This window comes from Paenibacillus sp. Z6-24 (assembly GCF_054161335.1).
The window spans coordinates 4,535,799-4,557,005 of record NZ_CP096398.1; the positions used below are offsets into that span (position 1 = coordinate 4,535,799).

20 protein-coding genes are annotated in these 21,207 nt (G+C 48.5%); 1 reads left to right on the forward strand and 19 read right to left on the reverse strand.

All coding sequences use genetic code 11. The features are described from left to right. Positions 1-238: 238 nt before the first annotated feature. The 16 genes from M1D61_RS19670 to M1D61_RS19745 form a co-directional block, all read right to left on the reverse strand. Positions 239-1,402, reverse strand: a complete 1,164-nt coding sequence (locus M1D61_RS19670; protein ID WP_458120258.1) for a glycosyltransferase — start codon at positions 1,400-1,402, stop codon at positions 239-241. After that, positions 1,366-2,733: a sugar phosphate nucleotidyltransferase gene (locus tag M1D61_RS19675; RefSeq protein ID WP_046213671.1), complete on the reverse strand. Its 1,368-nt coding sequence runs from the start codon at positions 2,731-2,733 to the stop codon at positions 1,366-1,368. Before M1D61_RS19675 ends, M1D61_RS19670 begins: the two co-directional genes overlap by 37 nt. Positions 2,734-2,796: 63 nt before the next feature. After that, positions 2,797-4,089: a glycosyltransferase family 4 protein gene (locus tag M1D61_RS19680; RefSeq protein WP_458120259.1), complete on the reverse strand. Its 1,293-nt coding sequence runs from the start codon at positions 4,087-4,089 to the stop codon at positions 2,797-2,799. A gap of 429 nt (positions 4,090-4,518) precedes the next feature. Beyond that, positions 4,519-5,103, reverse strand: a complete 585-nt coding sequence (locus M1D61_RS19685) for a WcaF family extracellular polysaccharide biosynthesis acetyltransferase (protein ID WP_046213673.1) — start codon at positions 5,101-5,103, stop codon at positions 4,519-4,521. 39 nt (positions 5,104-5,142) lie between these two features. After that, a complete protein-coding gene (locus M1D61_RS19690; protein ID WP_152663499.1) occupies positions 5,143-6,393 on the reverse strand; it encodes a glycosyltransferase family 4 protein in 1,251 nt (416 codons plus the stop codon). Next, positions 6,323-7,582: an O-antigen ligase family protein gene (locus M1D61_RS19695; protein WP_458120260.1), complete on the reverse strand. Its 1,260-nt coding sequence runs from the start codon at positions 7,580-7,582 to the stop codon at positions 6,323-6,325. The genes M1D61_RS19690 and M1D61_RS19695 overlap by 71 nt, the downstream gene beginning before the upstream one ends. Continuing rightward, positions 7,545-8,192, reverse strand: a complete 648-nt coding sequence (locus tag M1D61_RS19700; protein ID WP_458120261.1) for a DapH/DapD/GlmU-related protein — start codon at positions 8,190-8,192, stop codon at positions 7,545-7,547. Before M1D61_RS19700 ends, M1D61_RS19695 begins: the two co-directional genes overlap by 38 nt. Continuing rightward, the gene (locus M1D61_RS19705) at positions 8,189-9,349 is read right to left on the reverse strand and encodes a glycosyltransferase family 4 protein (protein WP_458120262.1); all 1,161 of its coding nucleotides are present in this window, start codon (positions 9,347-9,349) and stop codon (positions 8,189-8,191) included. Before M1D61_RS19705 ends, M1D61_RS19700 begins: the two co-directional genes overlap by 4 nt. Positions 9,350-9,766: 417 nt before the next feature. Further along, positions 9,767-11,134: a flippase gene (locus M1D61_RS19710; protein ID WP_458120263.1), complete on the reverse strand. Its 1,368-nt coding sequence runs from the start codon at positions 11,132-11,134 to the stop codon at positions 9,767-9,769. Between the two features lie 15 nt (positions 11,135-11,149). Then, positions 11,150-12,133 carry a GDP-mannose 4,6-dehydratase gene (gmd, locus tag M1D61_RS19715; RefSeq protein ID WP_458120264.1) on the reverse strand — a complete coding sequence of 328 codons (984 nt, stop codon included), beginning with the start codon at positions 12,131-12,133 and terminating at the stop codon, positions 11,150-11,152. An 80-nt stretch (positions 12,134-12,213) separates the two neighbouring features. Then, entirely contained in the window at positions 12,214-13,152 is a 939-nt protein-coding gene (locus M1D61_RS19720) for a GDP-L-fucose synthase family protein (protein ID WP_458120265.1), read from the reverse strand. Between the two features lie 39 nt (positions 13,153-13,191). Beyond that, positions 13,192-13,887: a sugar transferase gene (locus M1D61_RS19725; RefSeq protein WP_046213679.1), complete on the reverse strand. Its 696-nt coding sequence runs from the start codon at positions 13,885-13,887 to the stop codon at positions 13,192-13,194. Next, complete coding sequence (galU, locus tag M1D61_RS19730) at positions 13,887-14,792, reverse strand: UTP--glucose-1-phosphate uridylyltransferase GalU (protein ID WP_458120266.1); 906 nt, start codon at positions 14,790-14,792, stop codon at positions 13,887-13,889. The genes M1D61_RS19725 and galU overlap by 1 nt, the downstream gene beginning before the upstream one ends. 392 nt (positions 14,793-15,184) lie before the next feature. Continuing rightward, positions 15,185-15,856 carry a CpsD/CapB family tyrosine-protein kinase gene (locus tag M1D61_RS19735; protein ID WP_458120267.1) on the reverse strand — a complete coding sequence of 224 codons (672 nt, stop codon included), beginning with the start codon at positions 15,854-15,856 and terminating at the stop codon, positions 15,185-15,187. Further along, complete coding sequence (locus M1D61_RS19740; protein WP_458120268.1) at positions 15,840-16,595, reverse strand: YveK family protein; 756 nt, start codon at positions 16,593-16,595, stop codon at positions 15,840-15,842. The genes M1D61_RS19735 and M1D61_RS19740 overlap by 17 nt, the downstream gene beginning before the upstream one ends. A gap of 582 nt (positions 16,596-17,177) precedes the next feature. Next, positions 17,178-17,546 (reverse strand): hypothetical protein, encoded by a 369-nt coding sequence (locus M1D61_RS19745; RefSeq protein WP_458120269.1) that lies wholly within the window; start codon positions 17,544-17,546, stop codon positions 17,178-17,180. Positions 17,547-18,074: 528 nt separating this feature from the next. On the opposite strand from M1D61_RS19745, the gene mscL reads away from it, so the two are divergent. Next, a complete protein-coding gene (gene mscL / locus M1D61_RS19750) occupies positions 18,075-18,536 on the forward strand; it encodes a large conductance mechanosensitive channel protein MscL (protein WP_458120270.1) in 462 nt (153 codons plus the stop codon). Between the two features lie 169 nt (positions 18,537-18,705). Here the strand turns inward: mscL and M1D61_RS19755 are convergent, their stop codons facing one another. From M1D61_RS19755 to M1D61_RS19765, 3 genes are all read right to left on the reverse strand, one after another. Further along, positions 18,706-19,011, reverse strand: a complete 306-nt coding sequence (locus M1D61_RS19755) for a hypothetical protein (RefSeq protein WP_458120271.1) — start codon at positions 19,009-19,011, stop codon at positions 18,706-18,708. Positions 19,012-19,251: 240 nt separating this feature from the next. Continuing rightward, positions 19,252-20,040 carry a TrmB family transcriptional regulator gene (locus M1D61_RS19760; protein ID WP_458120272.1) on the reverse strand — a complete coding sequence of 263 codons (789 nt, stop codon included), beginning with the start codon at positions 20,038-20,040 and terminating at the stop codon, positions 19,252-19,254. Between the two features lie 102 nt (positions 20,041-20,142). Beyond that, entirely contained in the window at positions 20,143-20,985 is an 843-nt protein-coding gene (locus M1D61_RS19765; protein WP_458120273.1) for a zinc ribbon domain-containing protein, read from the reverse strand. Between the last annotated feature and the right edge of the window lie 222 nt (positions 20,986-21,207).

Consider the following 21,207-nt stretch of genomic DNA (forward strand, 5'->3'; position numbering starts at 1 on the left):
TTTCACCAAGTGATTGGGTAATCTCTATTCACGTATAATGTTAATCAACCGATATAGTCTGTATAAGTATTGGAGTATCCAATCTCATTTCTATATTTGGAGGCTGATCATTATGAGAAACCAGGGAAATCCGACATTTGCCAAAGGTTGTCTGTGGGGTACTGCAATGTCTCTGCTGCTGTGGGCCGCTATCTTCTGGATGGTTATGCACTGATTGATCGACGCTGCGTCTGATCCACTACACTTTTACATGTTGTAAAAGGTTATGAATATAGTCCGTAATGTCTGTCAGTGCCGAACGTGAATATCCATATGTTTCGTTAAAGGAAACATGCTCATGTGGTTCATCATTCCAGAGTTCCAGGCCCTGCCCGGACATCAGATCAAGCTGCTGCATTTCTTCCCATGACATTAACGTTACCGGATGTTCCAGCGGAATAGCAGCAATAGTATGACGGTCTTCATAAAAACTGCTCCGGTTCAGCAGAACCAGCGGCTTGTTCAGCTCGACCGCTTCACAGATCGTGCCCCAGCCCGGCTTGGTAATGACCAGGTCTGCGGCAGCCACATAATTCTGTGACTCACTGTAGTGTGCAGGAATATGGGAAATATTCGGCCGCTCGATATCCATATTGGCAGATACGATAAACCGGCAATCCTCACTGTCCCACAGCTTCAGAGAAGACAGTTCGTCCACCTGAATGCTCATGCCGAGTGCGAAGAAGATCAATTTGCCCTTGCCGCCCGGATTGAGCTCCTGGCGAATCCGCTGCACTTCTACCGGATCAGGCTTCCGGCAGAAAAACCCGGTATCGATCCTGCATTTGCAGCCCCATGCGGGTTCTGCGCTGCCGGCCAGACCGATAAAATGATCCATGCGAGCATACGCTTCGCGCAGTCCGTTCAGTTCATGCAGTTCCAGCATATCGCGGTAGGCCGTATACCAGGTGAAGTTGGAAATGCCCAGTGACTCAATGCCTGCCTTAGACGCTGCTGCTACCGGAATCGGCGAAATATCGCTGATGACCAGCTGTGCTCCGCTTTCCAGCAGAAAATTCTTCTCCACTCCCACTCTTTCATCAAACAACGACATGTCGTTATTATATTGATGACGCAAGCGTGGAATATCCGCTGCAATCGAATCCTTTTGCAATACATAGCCGGTATCGGAGAACGTATTCCTGAACTCCAGCTGATGCTTGCCTGTGGTCTGAAGGGATTCCTTCAGGAACGATAGTGCTTTGCCCGAATTGATAATCAGGCGTATGGGCGTCTCCGTGCAGTTGTCCAGCATTTGCCGAATCACTGCAATACTGCGTGTGGCATGCCCATATCCGTAATCAGAGACGTAGTAACAAATGGTCGTCAGATCTTCAGGCAGTTTTGAGCGATATCTTCCCATGAATGAAACAGCTCCACCAGTTGATTATTGCGTGCATACATTCCTGTCTGGACAACGATAAATTCCATTGTGCTTGACGCCCGCATACTGTGCATCGCTTTGACCGGAATATGCAGTACGTTGCCTGCACTTACCCGCATTACATTACCGTTAAGAACAAATTCACCTTCACCTTTGACGATCGTCCATACTTCTTCGCGTTCCGTGTGGCTGCGGTAGCTGAGGTTATGGGCTTCTTTGAGTCCGATCCGTTTGGTCGAGACGCAGCGTCCATCTTCATACTGCTGATCATCCAGCACATGTACCCAGCCCCACTGGCGTTCTTCAAACATTGGACCCTGGTCAAAATTCACCAGTTCTTTCAATTTGGGGCTGCTCGCCTTGTCGGATACGAGAATGCCATCCGGGCTGACCGCCACGACAACATCTTTCATGCCCAGTACGGTAACCGGAATATTCGTCTCATTGACCAGATGTGTGTTCTCGCAGTCTACGCTGATAATGCCGCGTCCGATCTGCACACTGCTCATTTCCTCGGTCAATGTGTTCCAGGTACCTAGGTCTTTCCAGTAGCCGGTATAAGGAACCGCTACGATATTTTCCGCTTTTTCCACGACTTCATAGTCAAAGCTGATCTTCGGCAGACTCGCATAACTGCGCAGGAACTGCTCATAATGAATCGGCATTCCCTTTTGCTCCAGCAGGTTGATGATGTAGCCGAGTCTGAAGGCGAATACGCCGCAGTTCCAGAGCGCTTTCTCTGCAATCAGCTGTTCTGCGTATTCTTCCGTCGGTTTTTCCTGGAAGCGGCTGACCGAACGAAGACCGGTCACGCTCGTCTCACCGGACGGGATGATATAGCCATATTTGGAAGACGGATACGTCGGTTCGACACCGATCAGCGCCAGATCTGCATTGGATTCTTCCAACGCGTCCTCCAGACTGCGTACCGTTTCAAAGAAATGATTATCGACATAAGGATCGACCGGGAGAATCGTAACGACTTCGTCCAGGCTTACACCCTGAATGGAATACAGATAGGTTGCTGCCAGTGCAATGGCAGGAAACGTATCCCTTCTTTCCGGCTCAACGATTAGCGGTACATCGGCTCCGACTTGACTGCGCATAATCTCCACCTGAGACTTGCCGGTGGCAATATAGCTGGATTCGCTCAGTCCGCTGATGTCCAGCTGATTCCATACACGCTGAACCATCGATACCAGCTCACCCTGCTCATTTTCCAGCACTCTCAAAAACTGTTTGGATCTCGCATCATTGGATAGAGGCCACAGACGCTTTCCTGAACCTCCGGATAAAAGGATAAGTTTCACTCCGATCCCTCCTATGTTTTCTGTGTATTTGTTGTCTTGCTCGCGAATCATTGGTGACACAGCTTACCTGGATTCAGGTAGCATACTTGGCGATGAGGACGGTGTAACCATAGACAGCAGCAGCTGGCGGTATTTCTCCAGCGATACATCGCGGCGGAGATGTTTTTCCAAATAGTCTCTTCCGTTTTGACCGACCGTTTGCAGTTCCAGGCGATCCATCGCATACAGTGTGCGAAGTTTTACAGCGACATCATCATAATTTTGAGGCTCTGCCACCAGACCGCAGTAGCTTTCCACAATCAGGCGATGCGCTTCACTTCCTTCCTCGAGTACACCGAGTACCGGCTTACCGGCAGCCATGACTCCGTAGATTTTGCTGGGAACCGATACACCCTTGATTCCCTTCTGATTGACAACCAGATGAACGTCAGCGGCATTGAGTGAATATTTCAAATCCTCTTTCGGTTGAAAGGGGAGAAAACACACTTGTCCGGATTGAATCAATCCGTGCTGTTCGGCATAATCCATCATCTTCTGCTTCATTGCGCCTTCGCCGATAAAAGCGAATACCATATTTGTGCATTCTTTCAGCTTCGGCACCACACTGATCAGGTTTTCGAGATCATAGTAGAGTCCCAGGTTACCCGAATACATAACGACGAATTTGCCTTCCCAGCCATTCTCTCGAATAAACTGTGCGACACGCGGATGGTCTTTGCCGACCGGCACAATCTCCTGCTCATTGGTCCAGTTGTTGATGACTGTATTGGCAATCTGCTTGCGTCCGCCGAATCGTTTGTCCAGCGTCTCCTGCATATCCTTGCCGACCGTAATGACATGATCGGACATGGAGCAGTTGACGTTATCGATCGCCCGGGCGATGTTGAAGATCCATTTACGGTCCGTATAACCGACCGCTTCCGCCTGTTCGGGGTTAAAATCCTGTATGTTGTAAATATGTTTGGAACGTTTCAGTACTTTACCGATCGTACCGATCAGTCCGCCCAGTACCGGCGGCGTCGAGATCGTGTATATAAAGTCGGTGTTCTTTTCCTTGAGCAGCTGATACGTCGCGAACCAGAAATACGTCGAGATGTACTTGATCCGGCTCAGCTTGTTCTGCTTGTCCACCTCCGGCAGACGGATGCGAACCACTTCGATGTTCTCCAGACGGTCACGCAGGACGCGGCCTTTGGCACCGGAAGGACTCACATAGCCCGGAGGACATTCGGCAATGACAGTAATATCAAAGTCATGCTGCAGGTACAGACACAACTCGGTTAACAGTTGTCCCGTTGAGGCATAATCGGGATAAAAGTAGTTAATGACAAATACGATTTTCGGTTTATCCTTCACATTTATCCCTCTCTAGCGTTTGGATTTTAAAACGCGATGTTGCATCAAAAATGATTTTTGCGAAGCAAAATATCTTACATATCAGCGTTTGGCATTTGAAACGCGAGTTCCAATGAGCCAGTGATTTTTGCGAAGCAAAATATCTTACATATTCAGCGTTTGGATTTTAAAACGCGATGTTGCTATAGTGCTTCATCCGCTCCGACAAGGGATTCGGTCACGTCCTCCGGTGGACCAGAGAAATCCTCGAATGGGATGGAATGATGATTTCCCTGGTCCAATGTCGTCCTTTGACCGAATTCCCTTGCCTGCGCTCTGTGCATATGCTCAGTTGCGTTTGTAACATCCAAATATTTTTGAATACATTTTAAAGATTTATTTAAGATCTGGATTACTGAAAAGATAAGTATTATGAGCATAGATACTTTATTACTTCACGATGTGGACAGCAGCGGGCTGCTGTTCTTCCGGGAACCGGTGCTTATGGAAAGCAGCGGGGAAGCCGATGTGGACTTCGTTTCTCGGGATGTCTTTGATAACGGTGCTGCGTGCTCCGGCTACGCCCAGTTCGTGGATGGTGATGCCCGGGTAGACAAATACGTCGCTTGCCACCCATGCGCCATCCTTGATAATGATCGGCTTGGTAATCAGGCCGAATGTGGGGTCGCTGAGCTTGTGGCTGCCAGTGCACAGATAGGAATTCTGTGAGATGACACACTGGCTGCCGATTACGATCTCATCCAGACTGTAGAATTCGACATTGTCTCCGATCCAGGAATGTTCACCGATGGTGACTTTCCATGGATAGGTGAATTTGGCGGTTGGGCGAACCCTTACGCCTGGCGCCAGTCTGGCACCAAAGGCATTGAGCAGGAATCGTCTCCAGCCGTACATGTTATGCAGCGAGAAACGGAACAGCGTTCCCTGAATGAACCACCAGATCAGGCAGTACCAGCCGGGTTTGCCCCTTGAGTATTCTGCCTGGGTGTATTGATCCAGTCTGATTTGCGTCATTTCCGTCTCCTCCCTTCCGGCGGCAGGGCTGCTGCCGCTCTACTCTGCCGGTGCGGACTCGGAATATACCGATGCTTCCGGCTTGCCGCTGATCGCGCGGCGCAGTACTTTGTCGATCTTGCCAGCCACCACTTCGTGGGCACAATCGCTGACCAGCCATTCCATGGCTCGGACAGGATACAGGCTGTACTGCTGCGGATGAGCAAGAATCTCGTTCAATCCGGCAGCCAGTTCCTTGGGATCATCATTGTCATACGTTACAAACATATTCTGATTAATCACATTGATATCGGACACGCCGGAAGTTAGTACCAGCTTGCCGTATTTGATGTATTCCACGACTTTGGACGGGAACGAGCATTCACTGAAGCTGATTTTCTCGCGCTGGGTGTTAACGAACAGGTCAGCGGTCTCCATCAGCTGTGCATAATCGTGATCGTCCAGGAACCCGTGGAATGTAATCTTGATCTGTGGATTCTGATGGCTCTGGATAAACTGCTTGAGCTTGTCTTCCAGCGGCCCGTAGCCGGTTATATCGAGCTCCAGCTTGCGGCCGGTGTTCACATAAGGAAGGGCATCCAGCAGAATCTCAATGCCGCGATCATAATCCAGTCGTCCGGAGTAGACCATCCGGAACGGGCGCTCGTCCGTCCCGAGATCCACTTCACGGACCGGCTTCAATCTGGATGGATGAACTGTACCGCCGCGTACGACGGTATAGTTATCCGTGGTAACTCTTTTCTTCAGTACCGAGGTCACCAGTACGGCGCCATCGAGCAGCTTGTTGGCGAATTTCTCAACGGCTACGGATAATTTTTTGTAGTGTTTGTTCGTCTCGGTGACCGCGTAGATGCCATCCTCGTATTCCACAACCAGTGGTACACGGTACAACAGCTTGAACAGAATCGCCGGCAGTGCCGTCTCCAGGCGGTAGTTGTAAAACACAACCGCTCTTGGTTCTTTCTTGTGCTCACGGTTCCAGCGTACGAGCTGGAAGAAGGTTGTGAACAGGGTCATTAGCAGGCTGACACCCTTCAGGTCCACCGTTCCCGGATAGACCACTTCACTGTTGTTGCCAATCGGATAAGCATCCCGGCTGAACCATTTCATCGTATTTTGCTTGAGCAGCAGCGGGGAGATGACGGTAATGTCATTGCCGCTCTCCTCCATGGCCAGCAAAATGCAATCGATCTTTTTGTTACCTGCCGTATGCTTGGCGCTATATCCCCTCTTTTGCTGTAACTGGCTGTTGACGTAAGGGGCGACGTATGCGACTGACTTCGTTTCCACGGATTTCACCACTCTCTATCTTTTCGTTTAGTCTCAGTCTGCTCGTATCCAGGAACATCAGCACGAGGAATATCGGCTGGAACAGCATATTCTCTGTGGAGAAGACAATCACCAGACCGATAAAGATGAGCAGTGTCTGAAACACGCCGCCAATCGGCCTGAGCAGTTGGAAGAAATAATAAATCATCAATATCAGCAGCAGCGGCAGTCCGAACTGGTATCCAAAAGTGAGCAGGGAGTTAGAAGAATCCGGTAGCCCGTATCGCTCCATCAACACTTCATTATTCTGGAATCCCCATCCGACCAGCGGCTTCTCCACCAGCAGCTGCAGATTGGACGTCGTATCCATTGATCGCCGGTTAAAAGAAGCATTGTCATCCTGAAACTTGTCGGTAATGACACCGCTTTGGACGATGAAGAAGGCCAGCGGGATAAATACAATCAGGGACATGACCATCTGTGCCAGCTGCTCGCGCTTGCCATTACGGATGACATACGCGAGATAAATCAGTGCACAGATCATGTAGCCCGATGTGGACATCGTTGTCAGCAGGGTAGCCGTCAGGATAAGCAGTTTCCATTTCGGCACTTTCCGGTTGGTGAACAGCATCAGGAAAATGCCCAAATTCAGAAACACCTGATAAGCGCCCGGCTCCCAGAAGATCCCCTGGTTGCGTGTCATGTTCCATAGTCCGTATACATGGAAAGGTGTAATCCGGTAGGCGCCTCCCCATACCGGTGTAGGTGGAACGAGCTGGCGCACCAGCGCCGCATCCAGCACACCAGCCAGATAGAACGGCATGCCCAGCAGAGCGAGTGCCACAATCAGCCACTGGTAGCTTTGGGCCGCCTGACGAAGATCGATCCGGTTCAGCACCATGAATACCGCTGCCATCTTCAGGATCAATCCGATATAGCCGTTCAAATTATTCTGGTACAGCAGCATGTTAAACAGGAGAAAGATAATAATGAACAGCAGAATCAGGAACTGTTTGGGTTCAATCCGTTTCGGAAAATAGAACACCAGCGAAATCGCGAACAAAATCATAATAAATTCGGAATACAGCAGTTTACCGAATAATACGGAGCCCGATGTAATCACAATGAGCATGACGGCAATAAACGTCAGAAACTTGTTTTTGACCGTGATGTCATTTGGATTGGACAGCGTATAGGGATTTAACGTCATTATCATTCACTTCCAAACGTTTGATCACTTTAGCAGGCACTCCGGCTGCGATGCAGTTCGGAGGAATGGAGCTTGAGACAATACTGCCTGCGCCGATGATGCTGTTTTTGCCAATCGTTACACCTTTTAACACAATCGAGTTGGCGCCGACCCATACATTGTCTTCGATGGTCGTTGCCGCTGTGCCAATATCTTCGGGCTGCTTGTTGAAACGCCGTCCTTCCGGCTTGATCGGATGGAAATCCGTATCGCTGATCTGCACATTCACACCAAGCATCACTTCATTACCGATCTGAACACTCGACATTGCACAGATGCTGGCACCACTGATACCTACATCGTTGCCGATCGTAATGTTCGCTCCACTGCGCAGCGTACGAATCACGGTCCGGTGATTCAGCCCGATCGGATTACTGTAATCCGATGAACACAAAATCGCGTTGCGACCGATCGTAATCTGGCTGCCCGGTTCCTGATCGACAATCGGCATGCCGACCGCGATCAGATTGGGGCCAAAGGAGATCCGCTGTTCCTTGAACATCCGGCGGGTCACCCAGGTCGAGCATTTTTTGGCTACTTTACGTTTTACTTTAATAAAAGAATTAATCATACAGGCTCCCTGACAAAGAAACGATTGTAGAAGTCAAAGGTGCGTTTTGCATTCTTTCTGGCATCAAAGTTCTCTTCGGCAAAGGACAATGCGCTCTGTCCCAGCTTCTCGTACAGCGCAGGGTCTGTACCAATCTTGATCATGTACTGTGCCATCTCATTGTAGTCACCCGACTCAAACAGATAACCGGTCTTGCCATGCAGGATCAGTTCATTCGGTCCACCGATGTTGGTACCGATCGCCGGCTTCTTCATCGAAGCGGCTTCGATAATACTGCGCGAGAAATGCGGCTCTACAAACGGGCACATCATGACATTGCTGGCAGCAATCATCTGTGGCACATCATCACGGAACGCCAGCGGATAGATCTGGTCGTTGCCTTTGCAGGCTTCCATGACTTTGTCTTCATACGCGTTGTTCTTATTAAAATAAAATCCACCAACAACCAATTTGAATTTTGGATGATCTTTACTGATTTTATTAAAGGCATTGACCATGTCCAGTACACCATTGCCGCTGACGACACGACCGATATACAGGAATACGATATCGTCATCTGCGAGACCAAGCTCTCTGCGTACTCCGGCACCACTTACATCCGGGTTATAAGATTTGAAATCCACAAAGTTGTACACGACTTCCAATTCACGGCCCGCACTGTCGACGGTTTCGGAATCGAACTGATCAATGGAAATGTAGCCGTCCACGTATTTGTGATTCATACGCTTCAGGATATTACCGGCAAAAGAGTTCAGCAGCGGCTCACGCACATGGCAGACCACTTTGGTATCCGGGGATACTTTTTTGGCTGCACGTGCCACCTGGAACAGACAGGTGCTGTTCAGATGAATAATGTCCGGCTGGTATTTGCGAATGTATTTTTTAGCCTGAAAATAAGTCGGCAACGCACCGATCAGGTTACGAATAAACAGCTTCGGCGTCATGCCGGATACGGTAGATCCGTGGAAAGGAAACATGCCTTTCGCCACTTCTACCGGCAATCCGCCGGATTCCAGCAGCTTGACCGCAGGACCATTTCGAATCGTAAGCACGTTCCCCTGGAACTTTTGCTTGTCCAGATGGCTGATCAGGTAGGTCAAGCTTCTCGGTGCGCCACCCATATAACCCGAATGATGGACATACAGTACTTTTTTCAATGCCTACGCCTCCTTATTTCTTTGCTTAAATTCACTTGAATATGAAGTTGGCGACAGTTCAGCGATACACCGCTACAGCATCGGCTCATTCTTTCAGGCGCTGTTAAGATTGAATATCCTGAAATACTGCTTTCAGCAGTGGACATTTAATCTTAAAGGCTTCTTCAAGAACGATTCCGTTGCTTTCGCTCAGGTTGTCCGCACCACTTCTGCGAACATCACATTCAAAAATATTTAAGAGAAGATATTGCGTCGGCTTACCATGTGGGTAACCGATCGTCTGTTGTAGTATATCCGTTATGTTTGTGTCAATTGTTGCTATGTCAGTTGTGCGTTATTTCATATGATTTCAGGCATTTTCAATGACTGACGCTAAGAAGGACAGGTTCCCCGGTGAAGGGGAACCGCTTCTTTAGGTTATTCCTGGTTGGCAGGCAGCTTGGCCTTGCCCGGTCTTAGTTTGGCGATAATCGCCGTCACCGGGGAGATGAGTGTCTTGGACATCATCACACCGGATACGCGGGTTTCCTTGAATAGGAAAGTGAACGCGTAGCTGGACACGATGAAGGCCAGGACGGTACCGATAGCTGCTCCGACACCGCCGAACAGCGGGATCAGGATCAGGTTGACGATGATCTTGGTAACTGCGCCCATCACCTGGCTGATCAATTCGAACCGGTACATGCCTTCGCTGATAATCCATTTGTTCAGCGCTGCTCTCATAAAGATGAACAGGCAGGCCCAGACGTGAATGACCAGGATGCCGATCGATTCGATATATTCCTGACCGTACAGAATGGAGATGACCGGCTTGGCCATCAGAGTTACCACAATACAGATACACAGTGCGAACCAGAACAGCAGATTGTAGAGCTTTTGCAGTTCGGCTTTGTAGACCTCGGGGCCGAGCTGCTTGTTTTTGATCATACTGGGAAAATAAGAAGCGGCGACGACTGTCGGAATCACGTACCAGACTTCCGACAATCGTGCAGCTACCGCATAGATCCCAACAGCCGTATCATTGATCATGTAGCTGAGCATGACCTGGTCAATTTTCAGATAAATGATCGTGGATATTCCAGCCACAATCAGCGGCCAGGAGCTGTTTGTTAATCTTTTGCCCAATTCCCAATTAAATGTCCATTTTGTTAATGAAATCTTCTTTCTCTGGGTAAATAATAAGAAGAGATAGCCGAGAATCAGTTCCAGTGCATAGGATGCAGCGAACCAGATCAGCGATGAATGGAACACAATGAGCAGTACCTTCATTACGGAAGTGATCGCAAACGCAATCCCTTTGGCATAGACCGCATACTTGGCTTCCACCGTGGAGTCAAACCACTGGGAGATGACATCCAGCGGCTGGAACAGCATGTTGGCGGCGATAATTACGATACTCCAGCGAACCATCGGATCCTGTCCCGGAATCATGAATGCCAGTACAATCGTGATCGCAAAGGCAATGACTCCGCTGCATAAGCGCAGCGTGGAGACGGTTCCCAGTATCTCATCCTTATTACCAGGGTCCTGGACCAGTTCCTTGACGATAATATTGGCCAGCCCCAGCGGAACGACGGCAGCGATAATTGTTACGAAGGATATCGCAAAGTTATACTGTCCGAACTGTTCCGGTCCCAGATAGCGCGCAATCCAGATACTGACGATCAGGTTGATTCCCAGTCGCAGGAATTTGTCCATCAATTGCCAGTTGCTGTTAAAGAAGATTTTGCGCTTCTCCGGTGTCATGGAGAATTTATTCTTTATTTTGGCAATTGCGTTAGCCATTCATAATCATCTCACTTAGTAGACAGGTACAGCGGACGGCTTCAGAGAATGTCTCTTCAGGTCAGCGTCAACCATATTTTTTACCAGTTGATCGAATCCGACTTCCAGCTCCCAGCCCAGTTGTTCTTTGGCTTTGGTGCAGTCGCCGAGCAGCAGATCCACTTCAGCCGGACGTACGAATTTCTCGTCGATAACCACATAGTCTCTCCAGTTCAGACCTACATGGTCGAACGCGATTTGTACAAGTTCTTCTACGGTATGCATCTCGCCTGTGGAGATGACATAATCATCCGGAGTATCCTGCTGCAGCATCAGCCACATCGCTTTTACATAGTCACCGGCAAAGCCCCAGTCGCGCTGTGCATCCAGGTTACCCAGACGCAGTTCACTTGCCAGACCCAGCTTGATCTGAGCAACGCCGTCTGTTACTTTGCGTGTTACGAATTCCAGACCACGGCGTGGTGACTCATGGTTGAACAGGATACCCGAGCAAGCAAACATGTTGAAGCTCTCACGATAGTTGACTGTGATCCAGTGACCGTACAGTTTCGCTACGCCGTAAGGGCTGCGTGGATAGAAAGGCGTCGTCTCCACTTGCGGAATCGCTTGTACTTTACCGAACATTTCACTGCTGGATGCTTGGTAGAAACGCGCTTCCGGTTTTACCAGACGTACCGCTTCCAGCATGTTGGTTACGCCCATTGCTGTCATTTGACCGGTAGCAATAGGTTGTGGCCAGGAAGCAGCAACGAAGGATTGTGCAGCCAGGTTGTATACTTCGTCCGGATCGGACAGACGAACCGCTTCGATCAGGGAAGCAAGGTCACCCAGATCAGCAGAGATCCATTCGATTTGATCTTTGATATGCTCTACGTTTTCGTAGTTCGGTGTGCTTGTTCTGCGGCGCACGCCGTATACTTTGTAGCCTTTTTCCAGCAGAAGCTCTGCCAGGTAAGATCCGTCTTGCCCTGTAACACCAGTGATCAACGCGTTTTTCATAAATTAATTCCCTCCACAGTATGTTTTTTTATTGTTTGGGTATGGATAATAGATTATTGTGCTTCAGCCGGGCTGAAGGGTTATGACTGAACGGCCAGGCTGCTGCGGTAATCTTCGTACACGGCACGAATACCCTCTTCCAGCGGAATGCTTGCTTTCCAGCCCAGATTATTGATTTTCGTTGTATCCACCAGCTTGCGCGGTGTACCATCCGGCACGGAGGAATTGAACACCAGTTCACCCTCATACTCCACAATATCCTTGATCAGCAGTGCCAGATCCTTGATCGCGATGTCCTCGCCTACCCCTACGTTCACAATCTCGTTGCCTTCGTAGTTGTTCATCAGGAAGATACAAGCGTCTGCCAGATCGTCGGAATGCAGGAATTCACGCTTCGGTGTACCGGTTCCCCAGATTTCCACGGTTGGGGAGCTCTGCTCTTTGGCTTCGTGAATTTTACGAATCAATGCAGGCAGTACATGGGATGTTTTCAGGTCAAAGTTATCGTTTGGCCCGTACATATTGGTCGGCATCGCCGAGATGAACTTCGAACCGTATTGACGGTTGTAGGATTCACACATTTTGATGCCGGCAATCTTAGCGATTGCATAAGGTTCGTTCGTCGGTTCCAGCTCGCCGGTCAGCAGATATTCTTCTTTGAGCGGCTGTGGAGCGTATTTCGGATAGATGCAGGTAGAGCCCAGGAACAGCAATTTCTGTACGCCGTTAAAGTGCGCTGCATCGATCACATTAGTCTGAATCAGCAGATTGTCACGGATGAAATCTGCCGGAAAATCGTTGTTAGCCGCAATCCCGCCAACTTTTGCCGCGGCCAGGAACACATAATCGATCTTTTCCTGTTCAAAAAATGCGTATACTTCAGGCAGCTTGCGCAGATCGAGTTCGGAGCTTGTCCGGGTTACCAGATTGGTATACCCTTGTTTCTCGAGTGCTCTCAGGATCGCTGATCCTACCAGACCGCGATGTCCTGCTACGTAAATTTTGGAGTCTTTATTCATTAATGGTCACCTCTTCATCGTCGGTATGATTGTGGTTCTTTAAAACGCGTCCTTGGCACCAAACAGCACCTTCACGGTTTTTAAGAGAATAAACAAGTCGAACAGGATTCCCCGTTTCTTGATGTAATGCAGATCGAGATCAACCATTTCCTCAAAGCTGAGTTCGTTGCGGCCGCTGACCTGCCATAATCCGGTACAACCCGGTGTTACGCTCAGGCGCAGCTTGTCGCGCTGGCTGTATTCTTCTACTTCTCTTGGCAGCGGCGGTCTTGGTCCAACCAGACTCATATCTCCGCGCAGCACATTCCAGAGCTGAGGAAGCTCATCGATACTGGTCTTGCGGATAAAGCGTCCGATCCGTGTAATGCGTGGGTCGTTCTTCATCTTGAACATGGCACCCTGAATTTCATTCTGTGCCAGCAGCTCCTTGAGCCGTTCTTCCGCGTCTGACACCATAGACCTGAATTTGTACATTCGGAAAGGCTGTTCATCTTTACCGACGCGGGTCTGGTAAAAAAACACTTTGCCTTTCGGGTCTTCCAGCTTGATTAAAATGCCAAGTACAATAAAGAGTGGTGATAGAACGATCAAGCCCAGCAATGAGCAAATGATATCGAGTGTGCGCTTGACCATCATGTAGAACCGGAGCTTGGCCGACATACTACCGACATGTGTCGCATAAAACTCGCTATAGCTCGCTAAAGCTTCCGCTTCACTCCCTTGTCTTGGAGTCATTAGCTCTCACCTCTTGCTATGAGCGCTTCCTCCTGCATCTCCCGCTCGATTACAGCTTTGAGAGAAGACAGAAGGGGCGCCTTAAGATCATCATTCTTCAAAGCGAATTCAATAGTGGTTTGAATGAAGCCCAGTTTTTCACCCACATCAAAGCGGGTACCCTGGAAGTCATAGGCGAATACTTCCTGCAGTTCATTCAGACGCTGGATAGCATCTGTCAGCTGAATTTCACCACCGGCACCTACCTGCTGTTCACCGAGGAATTCGAAAATTTCCGGTGTCAGTACGTAGCGGCCCATGATCGCAAGATTGGATGGAGCTGTACCGGCTGCCGGCTTCTCTACAAACTGGCGAACCTGATGCAGACGACCGAATTGCTCCAGTGGATCAATAATGCCATAACGGTGAGTATGGCTCTCAGGTACAGTTTGTACACCGATTACCGATTTTTCCGTCATTTCATACTGTTCGATCAGTTGGCGTGTGCAAGGTGTCTCGGATTCGACGATATCATCGCCCAGCAGAACCGCAAACGGCTCATCCCCGATAAAGTTGCGTGCACACCATACGGCATGACCCAGTCCTTTTGGTTCTTTCTGGCGGATATAGTGAATATCAACTTTGGACGATTTTTGCACTTCATCTAACAGATCCAGCTTGCCTTTTTCCAACAGCGTCGCTTCCAGTTCAAATGCATTGTCGAAATGATCTTCAATTGCACGTTTGCCTTTGCCTGTTACGATGATGATGTCTTCAATACCGGAAGCAATCGCTTCTTCTACAATGTATTGAATAGTTGGCTTGTCTACGATCGGCAGCATTTCCTTGGGCATAGCCTTTGTTGCAGGTAAAAAGCGAGTTCCAAGTCCTGCAGCCGGAATGATTGCTTTACGAACCTTCTTCATAAGATCACACCCTATCCTTTTTTTGTTGGTTCTATCATGCTGACCAAGTTGCAAGTATGTAGGTACTGCAGCTCCAGAACCCCTTGTTCTGGCAATTACAGTTCCCGCCGATCCACTAGAGCACAGAAGATCTGAAAATACGCGTTATATTCTCTCCATGTATGTTTACCTATAACGCGTGTTTTCAGCGTCATTCATCGGACCGGCTTTAAAGTAAGGTACAGGGCATTCAACCCTTCCTCATCATCATACCTTTGACGATAAACGTCTAAGGCTGCATGGCAGCCCACAGCATGACCGAGTGCCTCCAGTGATATGGGTGCAGAAGACATTACCCCAAGCTTGGCCTGTAATGATGTCAATCAAAGTACATGGAGATGGAATTGCCTTATTTATTGTTCGTGGTACGCACTTGCCAATGTTTTGCGATTGGCCTGATTCAGTACGGCTCCCAATAAATGGGCGCCTACAAATTCAAGGCTGGAGATCGCTTTGGCAATATCCTTGCGGCTCTCGCCTCCTGCCTTGATCACCAGCACAGCACCATCACACAGCGGCGTAGCTACCTGTGCATCCGTAAATGGCAGAATCGGCGGCGTATCCAGAATAACCAGATCGTATTGCGACTTCACTTCATCCATCAAGGCTTCCATTTGCCGGGAGCCCAGAATCTCCGACGGATTCGGCGGGACAGGACCTGACGTCAGCACGCTCAGGTTCATCGTCCGGCTTGGCTGGATGTTTTTCTCCAGCTCGGCGGTGTTGAACAACACATTGGATAAACCTTTTTCATTCGAAAGGTTGAAGATCTTGTGCATCGCCGGGTTGCGCAGATCGCCGTCGACGATCAGTACGCTTCGTCCAGTCTCTGCATAAGCGATCGCCAGATTGGCGACGGTTGTGCTCTTGCCTTCACCGAGTGCCGCCGAAGTAACCATAATGCTTTTCACTTTGGCATCCAACCGGGAGAAATCGATATTGGTGCGCAGTCCTTTATAGGATTCTGCGATCAATGACTTGGGATTCTGCTTTGTAATCAGCGGCCATTTAAGTGTGGTTGGCACGTTCTCCACCTCCTACAAGAGGCTTGGCAGGCATTGTACTCTTGGCCTCCATGTCTTCCTCTTTCATTTTGGCGATCACGCCCAGTACCGGCAGACCCAGTACATCTCGGATATCTTCCTCACTCTTGATCGAGTCGTCCATGTACTCCAGCAGGAAGGCAACTGCAATGCCAATCACTACAGATAGTACGAGAGCGATCAGAACGAACAGCAGCGGGCTTTTCGTAATTGACGGTGCGGATGCTGACGGGTCAGCCTGATCCAGCACAGTGATATTGTCAAGTTTCATAATTTGTGGAATCTCGCGTTTGAACACTGTGGCTACTGCATTTACTGTCTCTGCAGCCCGCTGGTAGGAAGTATCCGTTACGGTCAATGACATGACCTGCGTCTCATCTACCGAACTTACGTTGATGCTGTTAATCAGCTGGGCAGCCGTTAATCCAAGTTTAGGATGCTCTTCCGCCACTTTGTTCATGATGGCAGGTGTTTTGATGATCTGCTCATACGTCTTGATCAGCTGGATATTGGAATTGATTGTTCCCAGGTCCAGCTGGTTCACAGCCCTGCCGTCACTCGAAGTCGGTGTGCTGTTCACAACAAGCTTGGCAGTGGCAGTGTACATCGGCGTGTTCGTCATAAACCCGTAAATTCCGGTTCCTGCCGTTATCACCACGACGATAAGAAGCACCAGCCAGAGACGCTTCTTGATGATATTAAAATACTGTTTAATCTCCACTATAGTTCCTCCAATTACTTTTAAATTAAGCAGCACATCGATTGGCTTGAATCGTACCTGCCTGTTTCGTAAAAGTTCCTGCATTCCCCTTTCTTCTCATCGCATTCGGAAGTACGCCAGCAGCATCTCCCATCCCCCTCGAATAACGTGTACCACCCTTAGTTACATTTTGTCATTACGAAATTACAAATTTGTAACATCTAAAAAACAGAAAATAACGGCGATCACTTCATTGCTGAATAAGAGAGAATGCCGTCTGTATAGTATGACTGTCGTAAAGCGGTAAAATTGCTTTGCACATGCATGTCTTGTTTTTAATTTATAACAGATAGGTTACAGCAGGATCAAGTTCGGCGCTTACGCTTGCCTTGTGCTTGCTCACAACATAACCTTTGCAGCAGCCTGTCCAGCTTAAAAATCTTCGAGCTGGCGGCCGTGCCTGGCAGGTTTTGATTTGCAATCCAAATGTTATTCATTTTGAATAACTTATGCGCTCATTATAATCCTTCATGAAAACTTTGTAAACCACCTCTAATTGCGTAAATGATTACATTTATCTTTTTCATGTCGTTTTCAGAGAGATTAATTCTCTTGCGCTGTAATGAATCCTTCTAGTGTACCACCACTATTTATGTGTTCCATCAGATCGTTTACACTGCATTTCATGCCCATTTTTTGGAAGATCATATCGAGCAGCAGTGCTACGTTGATGCTTTGTTTGCCATTATCCGGTAATGGACGATATGTTTTATCCTTGTAAATCCCGTGGTAGTAGGTGATTTCTTCGTTTAAAGGATAACGGGCCAGAGACAACCAATCCATAAGAGGTTCAATCGTGTCCGATGTCTGCGTGGGCTGAAGCGTAGGATCTGTAGCCAGTTTATGAAAGAATGTTTTAACCTCTTGATTCTTTTCATTCCAGTTCTCTTTTAGGACGTGCTGATTTCTCACCGTTAATTCCCTCCTATAAATCCAGGTTTCTTTTTATTCGTTTTGAATAATTATAAAATAGGTTATCTAAAAATCATGTCGAACGTTAGGATAAAAATAAAACTTTATTTATTTAATTTTCGACTTTCTGTACCTTTAGTAGTGAGCATTAAGCAATATAAATTGTCGTATTTCTCGCCTATAGTCTCGGTTTTAATTAGTTACAAAAAGTTTACAGGCCTTTTTGTCTAGTTCTCTACTAAAAAAGGCTTATCTGGTAATTTAAACAGTATTTTAATTTTGAAGCAGGTAATAATTGTTAATTCAGTAGTTTAACCAATATATCATTACTCGTGTATCCGTTTTCATTTATTGATATACAAAGCATTGTCATGAAAATGATTGGAAATAAATGATTTCCCTTGGAGCTATGATAAAATTAGAACAATCAAAAACAGGAGTGATAATCCACAAATCCGCATAAACGACAATATTACCCATGATTTAGGGTGATTCTGCCATCTTCTCGATAAAAAGGAGCTAAGAACTATGGGTTTAATCAAGGAATTCAAGGAATTTGCCGTTCGGGGGAATGTAATTGACCTCGCAGTCGGGGTTATTATCGGGGCAGCCTTCGGTAAAATCGTAACATCCCTGGTGAATGATATTATTATGCCGCCTGTCGGCAAGCTGCTCGGCGGCGTGAACTTTGCCGATCGATTCTGGGATTTGGACAATCTGACGGGTACAAGTACCACACAATATGCTTCTTTGGCGGAAGCGCAGCAGGTCGGTGCAGCTGTTATAGCATACGGACAGTTCATTAATACGGTAATCGACTTTCTGATCGTCGCCATGTGCGTCTTTTTTCTGGTCAAAGGCGTCAATATGATCAAGCGCAAGGAACATGCCAAGCCGGAACCGGAAAAAACGACCAAGGAATGTCCATACTGCTTTAACGAGATTGCTCTCAAAGCAACCCGCTGCTCCCAATGCACGTCCGAATTGTAAATAGGTGTAGATAACCCCTATTTTTGTTAACTGCAGATGCGTTTTCATTGTTTGCGTAAAAATGCAAAAAGCGCCCTTTTTCCGATGAAGGAATTGAAGGGCGCTTTTGTTTTAAATTGCTTTCACGTCCAGCAGCTTATTTTTCTAATTCTTGCGGATCAGCTGCTGCTTAGATCGGCCGGTTCTGATTAGGCAGAAGATTGGATAACAGGTTCTTCAGGTCCCGGTCCTCGGTATACTTCTGTTCACCGGTATCCAGCTCTCGAATGCGGATATATTCAAAGCCGGCTTGCGGTCCTGCAGGCAAAAAGCGCATCGGATCCTCGGAATCCACTTTTACCTGGTAGCTCATATCCTTGAACATATCGGTCAACTGCTCGGTGCCTGGCATCGAATCCTTATCTACAAACACCAGTCCTCGCAGCGATTTAGTCTCCTGATTGTGCACGACATCAAACTTTACTATACATTCCATCTTGTTTATCATCCTTTCATTCGTGGTGTGTTACGGAATTGTAAACATTCCGCAGCCTCCGCTACGCATGATACGGAGATAATAGCAAAGGATTACTTCCCCTTTACAATAAACAACCTGCTGTGCAGCAGCTCTCCATTATAATAGAAGAAACTCGTTTAAAAGAATATGAACTATTTAACTTTTAAGCAACCGGAAAGGAAACAATGAACAGCTCTCATGCGCACACTTCCGCCCGAGTTATTCTTCCAATGGCAGCAGTCCCGGCAGATATCTCTCCAGAATAAGACCGTATCCCTTGCCATAACGCCGGATCAATTCCTGGCCCAGATCATTCTCCATCTCATACAGAATCACTTCCTGGGAAAAGTGCTGCAGCAGCAGCTCCGCCATCAGCGGATGCTCGGTGACCAGCGCCTGGGCAGGTATACTGTCTCCGCGCATACCAACAATACACCAGCGGCGGTCGATCACCAGCCAGAATTTGCGCCCGCTGATTCCCTCGCGCAGCATCCGGGTACCGGGATGCCCTTCTTCTTCCACACCTTCAAAAGACCAAAGCACCCGCACGCCCCGCTGCTCTGCCTGCTCCAGCTTTTGCCGAAACCAGGCGGCTTCCTGCTGCCAGATCGCCGCGATGATCTCCTCCTGAGCCTTGTCGAGCTCCCGGTTCAGAATCTCCATAATCCGCCGCTCCCCTTCGACACTGTAAAAAGAAGGCGGGTCTTCGGCAGGACTCGGCATCGCCTGTTCCAGATAGGAGAGTGACTCCCCGACTTGACCGGCAATCATCCGGGTCAGCTCCTTGACGGGCAGCACACTGTAGCGGGCAGGTTCGCCCGGTGTAAGCTGTACCATGCCGCGGGTAGACAGACGCTGCAGGGTAGCATACACATTGGAACGGGAGACGCCGATTCGCTTGGCGACTTCGTAACCGGACTGTGTCCCCTGCTGTGCCAGTGCCACCATGACCTTGGCCTCCAGCTCGGTAAATCCCAGATTACGCAAATGATTGAGCACTTGTTCCATCAGGCATTCCATCCTTCCCGGTTGGCTTGCTGTCTGATCCAATGAAGTGTATGTATGGGACAACAGGCCGATCACAATTGGATGATCAGCCTGCCTGCTGTCTTATATTTGTTCTGCGCCGCAGTGCGGGCACCATTTGGAGCCTTTTTGCAGAACCTGTCCGCATACCTGGCAGCTAAATGTATCGGTATCGAGGTCGGTATCATCATCGGCTTCCATTTCCAGCGGCTTGGTAATTGTAACGACCTTTTTTACCGGTTCCTGGCGAAACTCGGTACGGGATTCATTCTGTACAGGCCGCTGATCCAGAGCAGCGGCAGCAGGCACTTCCTCTTCGGGTTCATCATCATGTTCAATACCCAGATCCTGCTTCCATGAACGTACGAGACGATCCAATTCTTCCTGACGCTCGCGCTCTTCCTGTAGACGGGCTGCCCGCCGGCTCTCGGCTTCGTCTGCTGTCAGTTCCTCGTGCTCATATTCCTCTTCTTCCCGATCATGCACTGTGGAATCGGTTGGGAAGACGATCGGCTCATCGCGCGTCATATCCCGGTCTCTCTGGAATTCTTCCCGGTCTTCACGCGGAATCGCCAGCTTTTCCATTTTGCGTCCGCAGTTCGGGCAGAAGTTCGCATCCAGTGCCACGACTGCCCCGCATTCGCAGACACGTTCATTTCTAAGTATCGCAATCCGCGTACGGATTTCCTCAATTTCCTCATTCAGAAGATCGCATGCCTTGCACAGCTCAGTCATCTCTTCTTCGGCAATCGACATATCGCCGGCGCGGTATCCTTCGTAAAAGACTTCACCCATACGCAGATAATGAACCCCGATCTCTCGCTCAATATCCACAATATGACCGTTCATACGATTCACTTCCACTGCATTCTGCGCCCGCTCGGTTGCTTTTCCCGCACCGCTTTTCAGCCGTTGTAACAAATTCATGACTGTTCTCCTCCTCTAATTCCACCGTATCACTGTATCCCTATAGTAAACGGTCGTACCTGTTTACATTACTATTTTTGATGAAGTTCCATATTGGGGATTACTCATCGGTTATACATCCATTATAATAGAAGGATATGCATAACAGTACCCGTATATAGGTTGATACAACCCTATCATACCAAATTTCTGCTTCACTTGAAAAAAAGCGAAGCCGGAAAG

Coding starts and splice junctions, on each gene's coding strand:
- M1D61_RS19670 (WP_458120258.1), bottom strand. CDS start 1,402: ATGGGAAGATATCGCTCAAAACTGCCTGAAGATCTGACGACCATTTGT.
- M1D61_RS19685 (WP_046213673.1), bottom strand. CDS start 5,103: ATGACGCAAATCAGACTGGATCAATACACCCAGGCAGAATACTCAAGG.
- M1D61_RS19695 (WP_458120260.1), bottom strand. CDS start 7,582: ATGACGTTAAATCCCTATACGCTGTCCAATCCAAATGACATCACGGTC.
- M1D61_RS19700 (WP_458120261.1), bottom strand. CDS start 8,192: ATGATTAATTCTTTTATTAAAGTAAAACGTAAAGTAGCCAAAAAATGC.
- M1D61_RS19710 (WP_458120263.1), bottom strand. CDS start 11,134: ATGGCTAACGCAATTGCCAAAATAAAGAATAAATTCTCCATGACACCG.
- gmd (WP_458120264.1), bottom strand. CDS start 12,133: ATGAAAAACGCGTTGATCACTGGTGTTACAGGGCAAGACGGATCTTAC.
- M1D61_RS19720 (WP_458120265.1), bottom strand. CDS start 13,152: ATGAATAAAGACTCCAAAATTTACGTAGCAGGACATCGCGGTCTGGTA.
- M1D61_RS19725 (WP_046213679.1), bottom strand. CDS start 13,887: ATGACTCCAAGACAAGGGAGTGAAGCGGAAGCTTTAGCGAGCTATAGC.
- galU (WP_458120266.1), bottom strand. CDS start 14,792: ATGAAGAAGGTTCGTAAAGCAATCATTCCGGCTGCAGGACTTGGAACT.
- mscL (WP_458120270.1), top strand. CDS start 18,075: ATGGGTTTAATCAAGGAATTCAAGGAATTTGCCGTTCGGGGGAATGTA.
- M1D61_RS19755 (WP_458120271.1), bottom strand. CDS start 19,011: ATGGAATGTATAGTAAAGTTTGATGTCGTGCACAATCAGGAGACTAAA.
- M1D61_RS19760 (WP_458120272.1), bottom strand. CDS start 20,040: ATGGAACAAGTGCTCAATCATTTGCGTAATCTGGGATTTACCGAGCTG.
- M1D61_RS19765 (WP_458120273.1), bottom strand. CDS start 20,985: ATGAATTTGTTACAACGGCTGAAAAGCGGTGCGGGAAAAGCAACCGAG.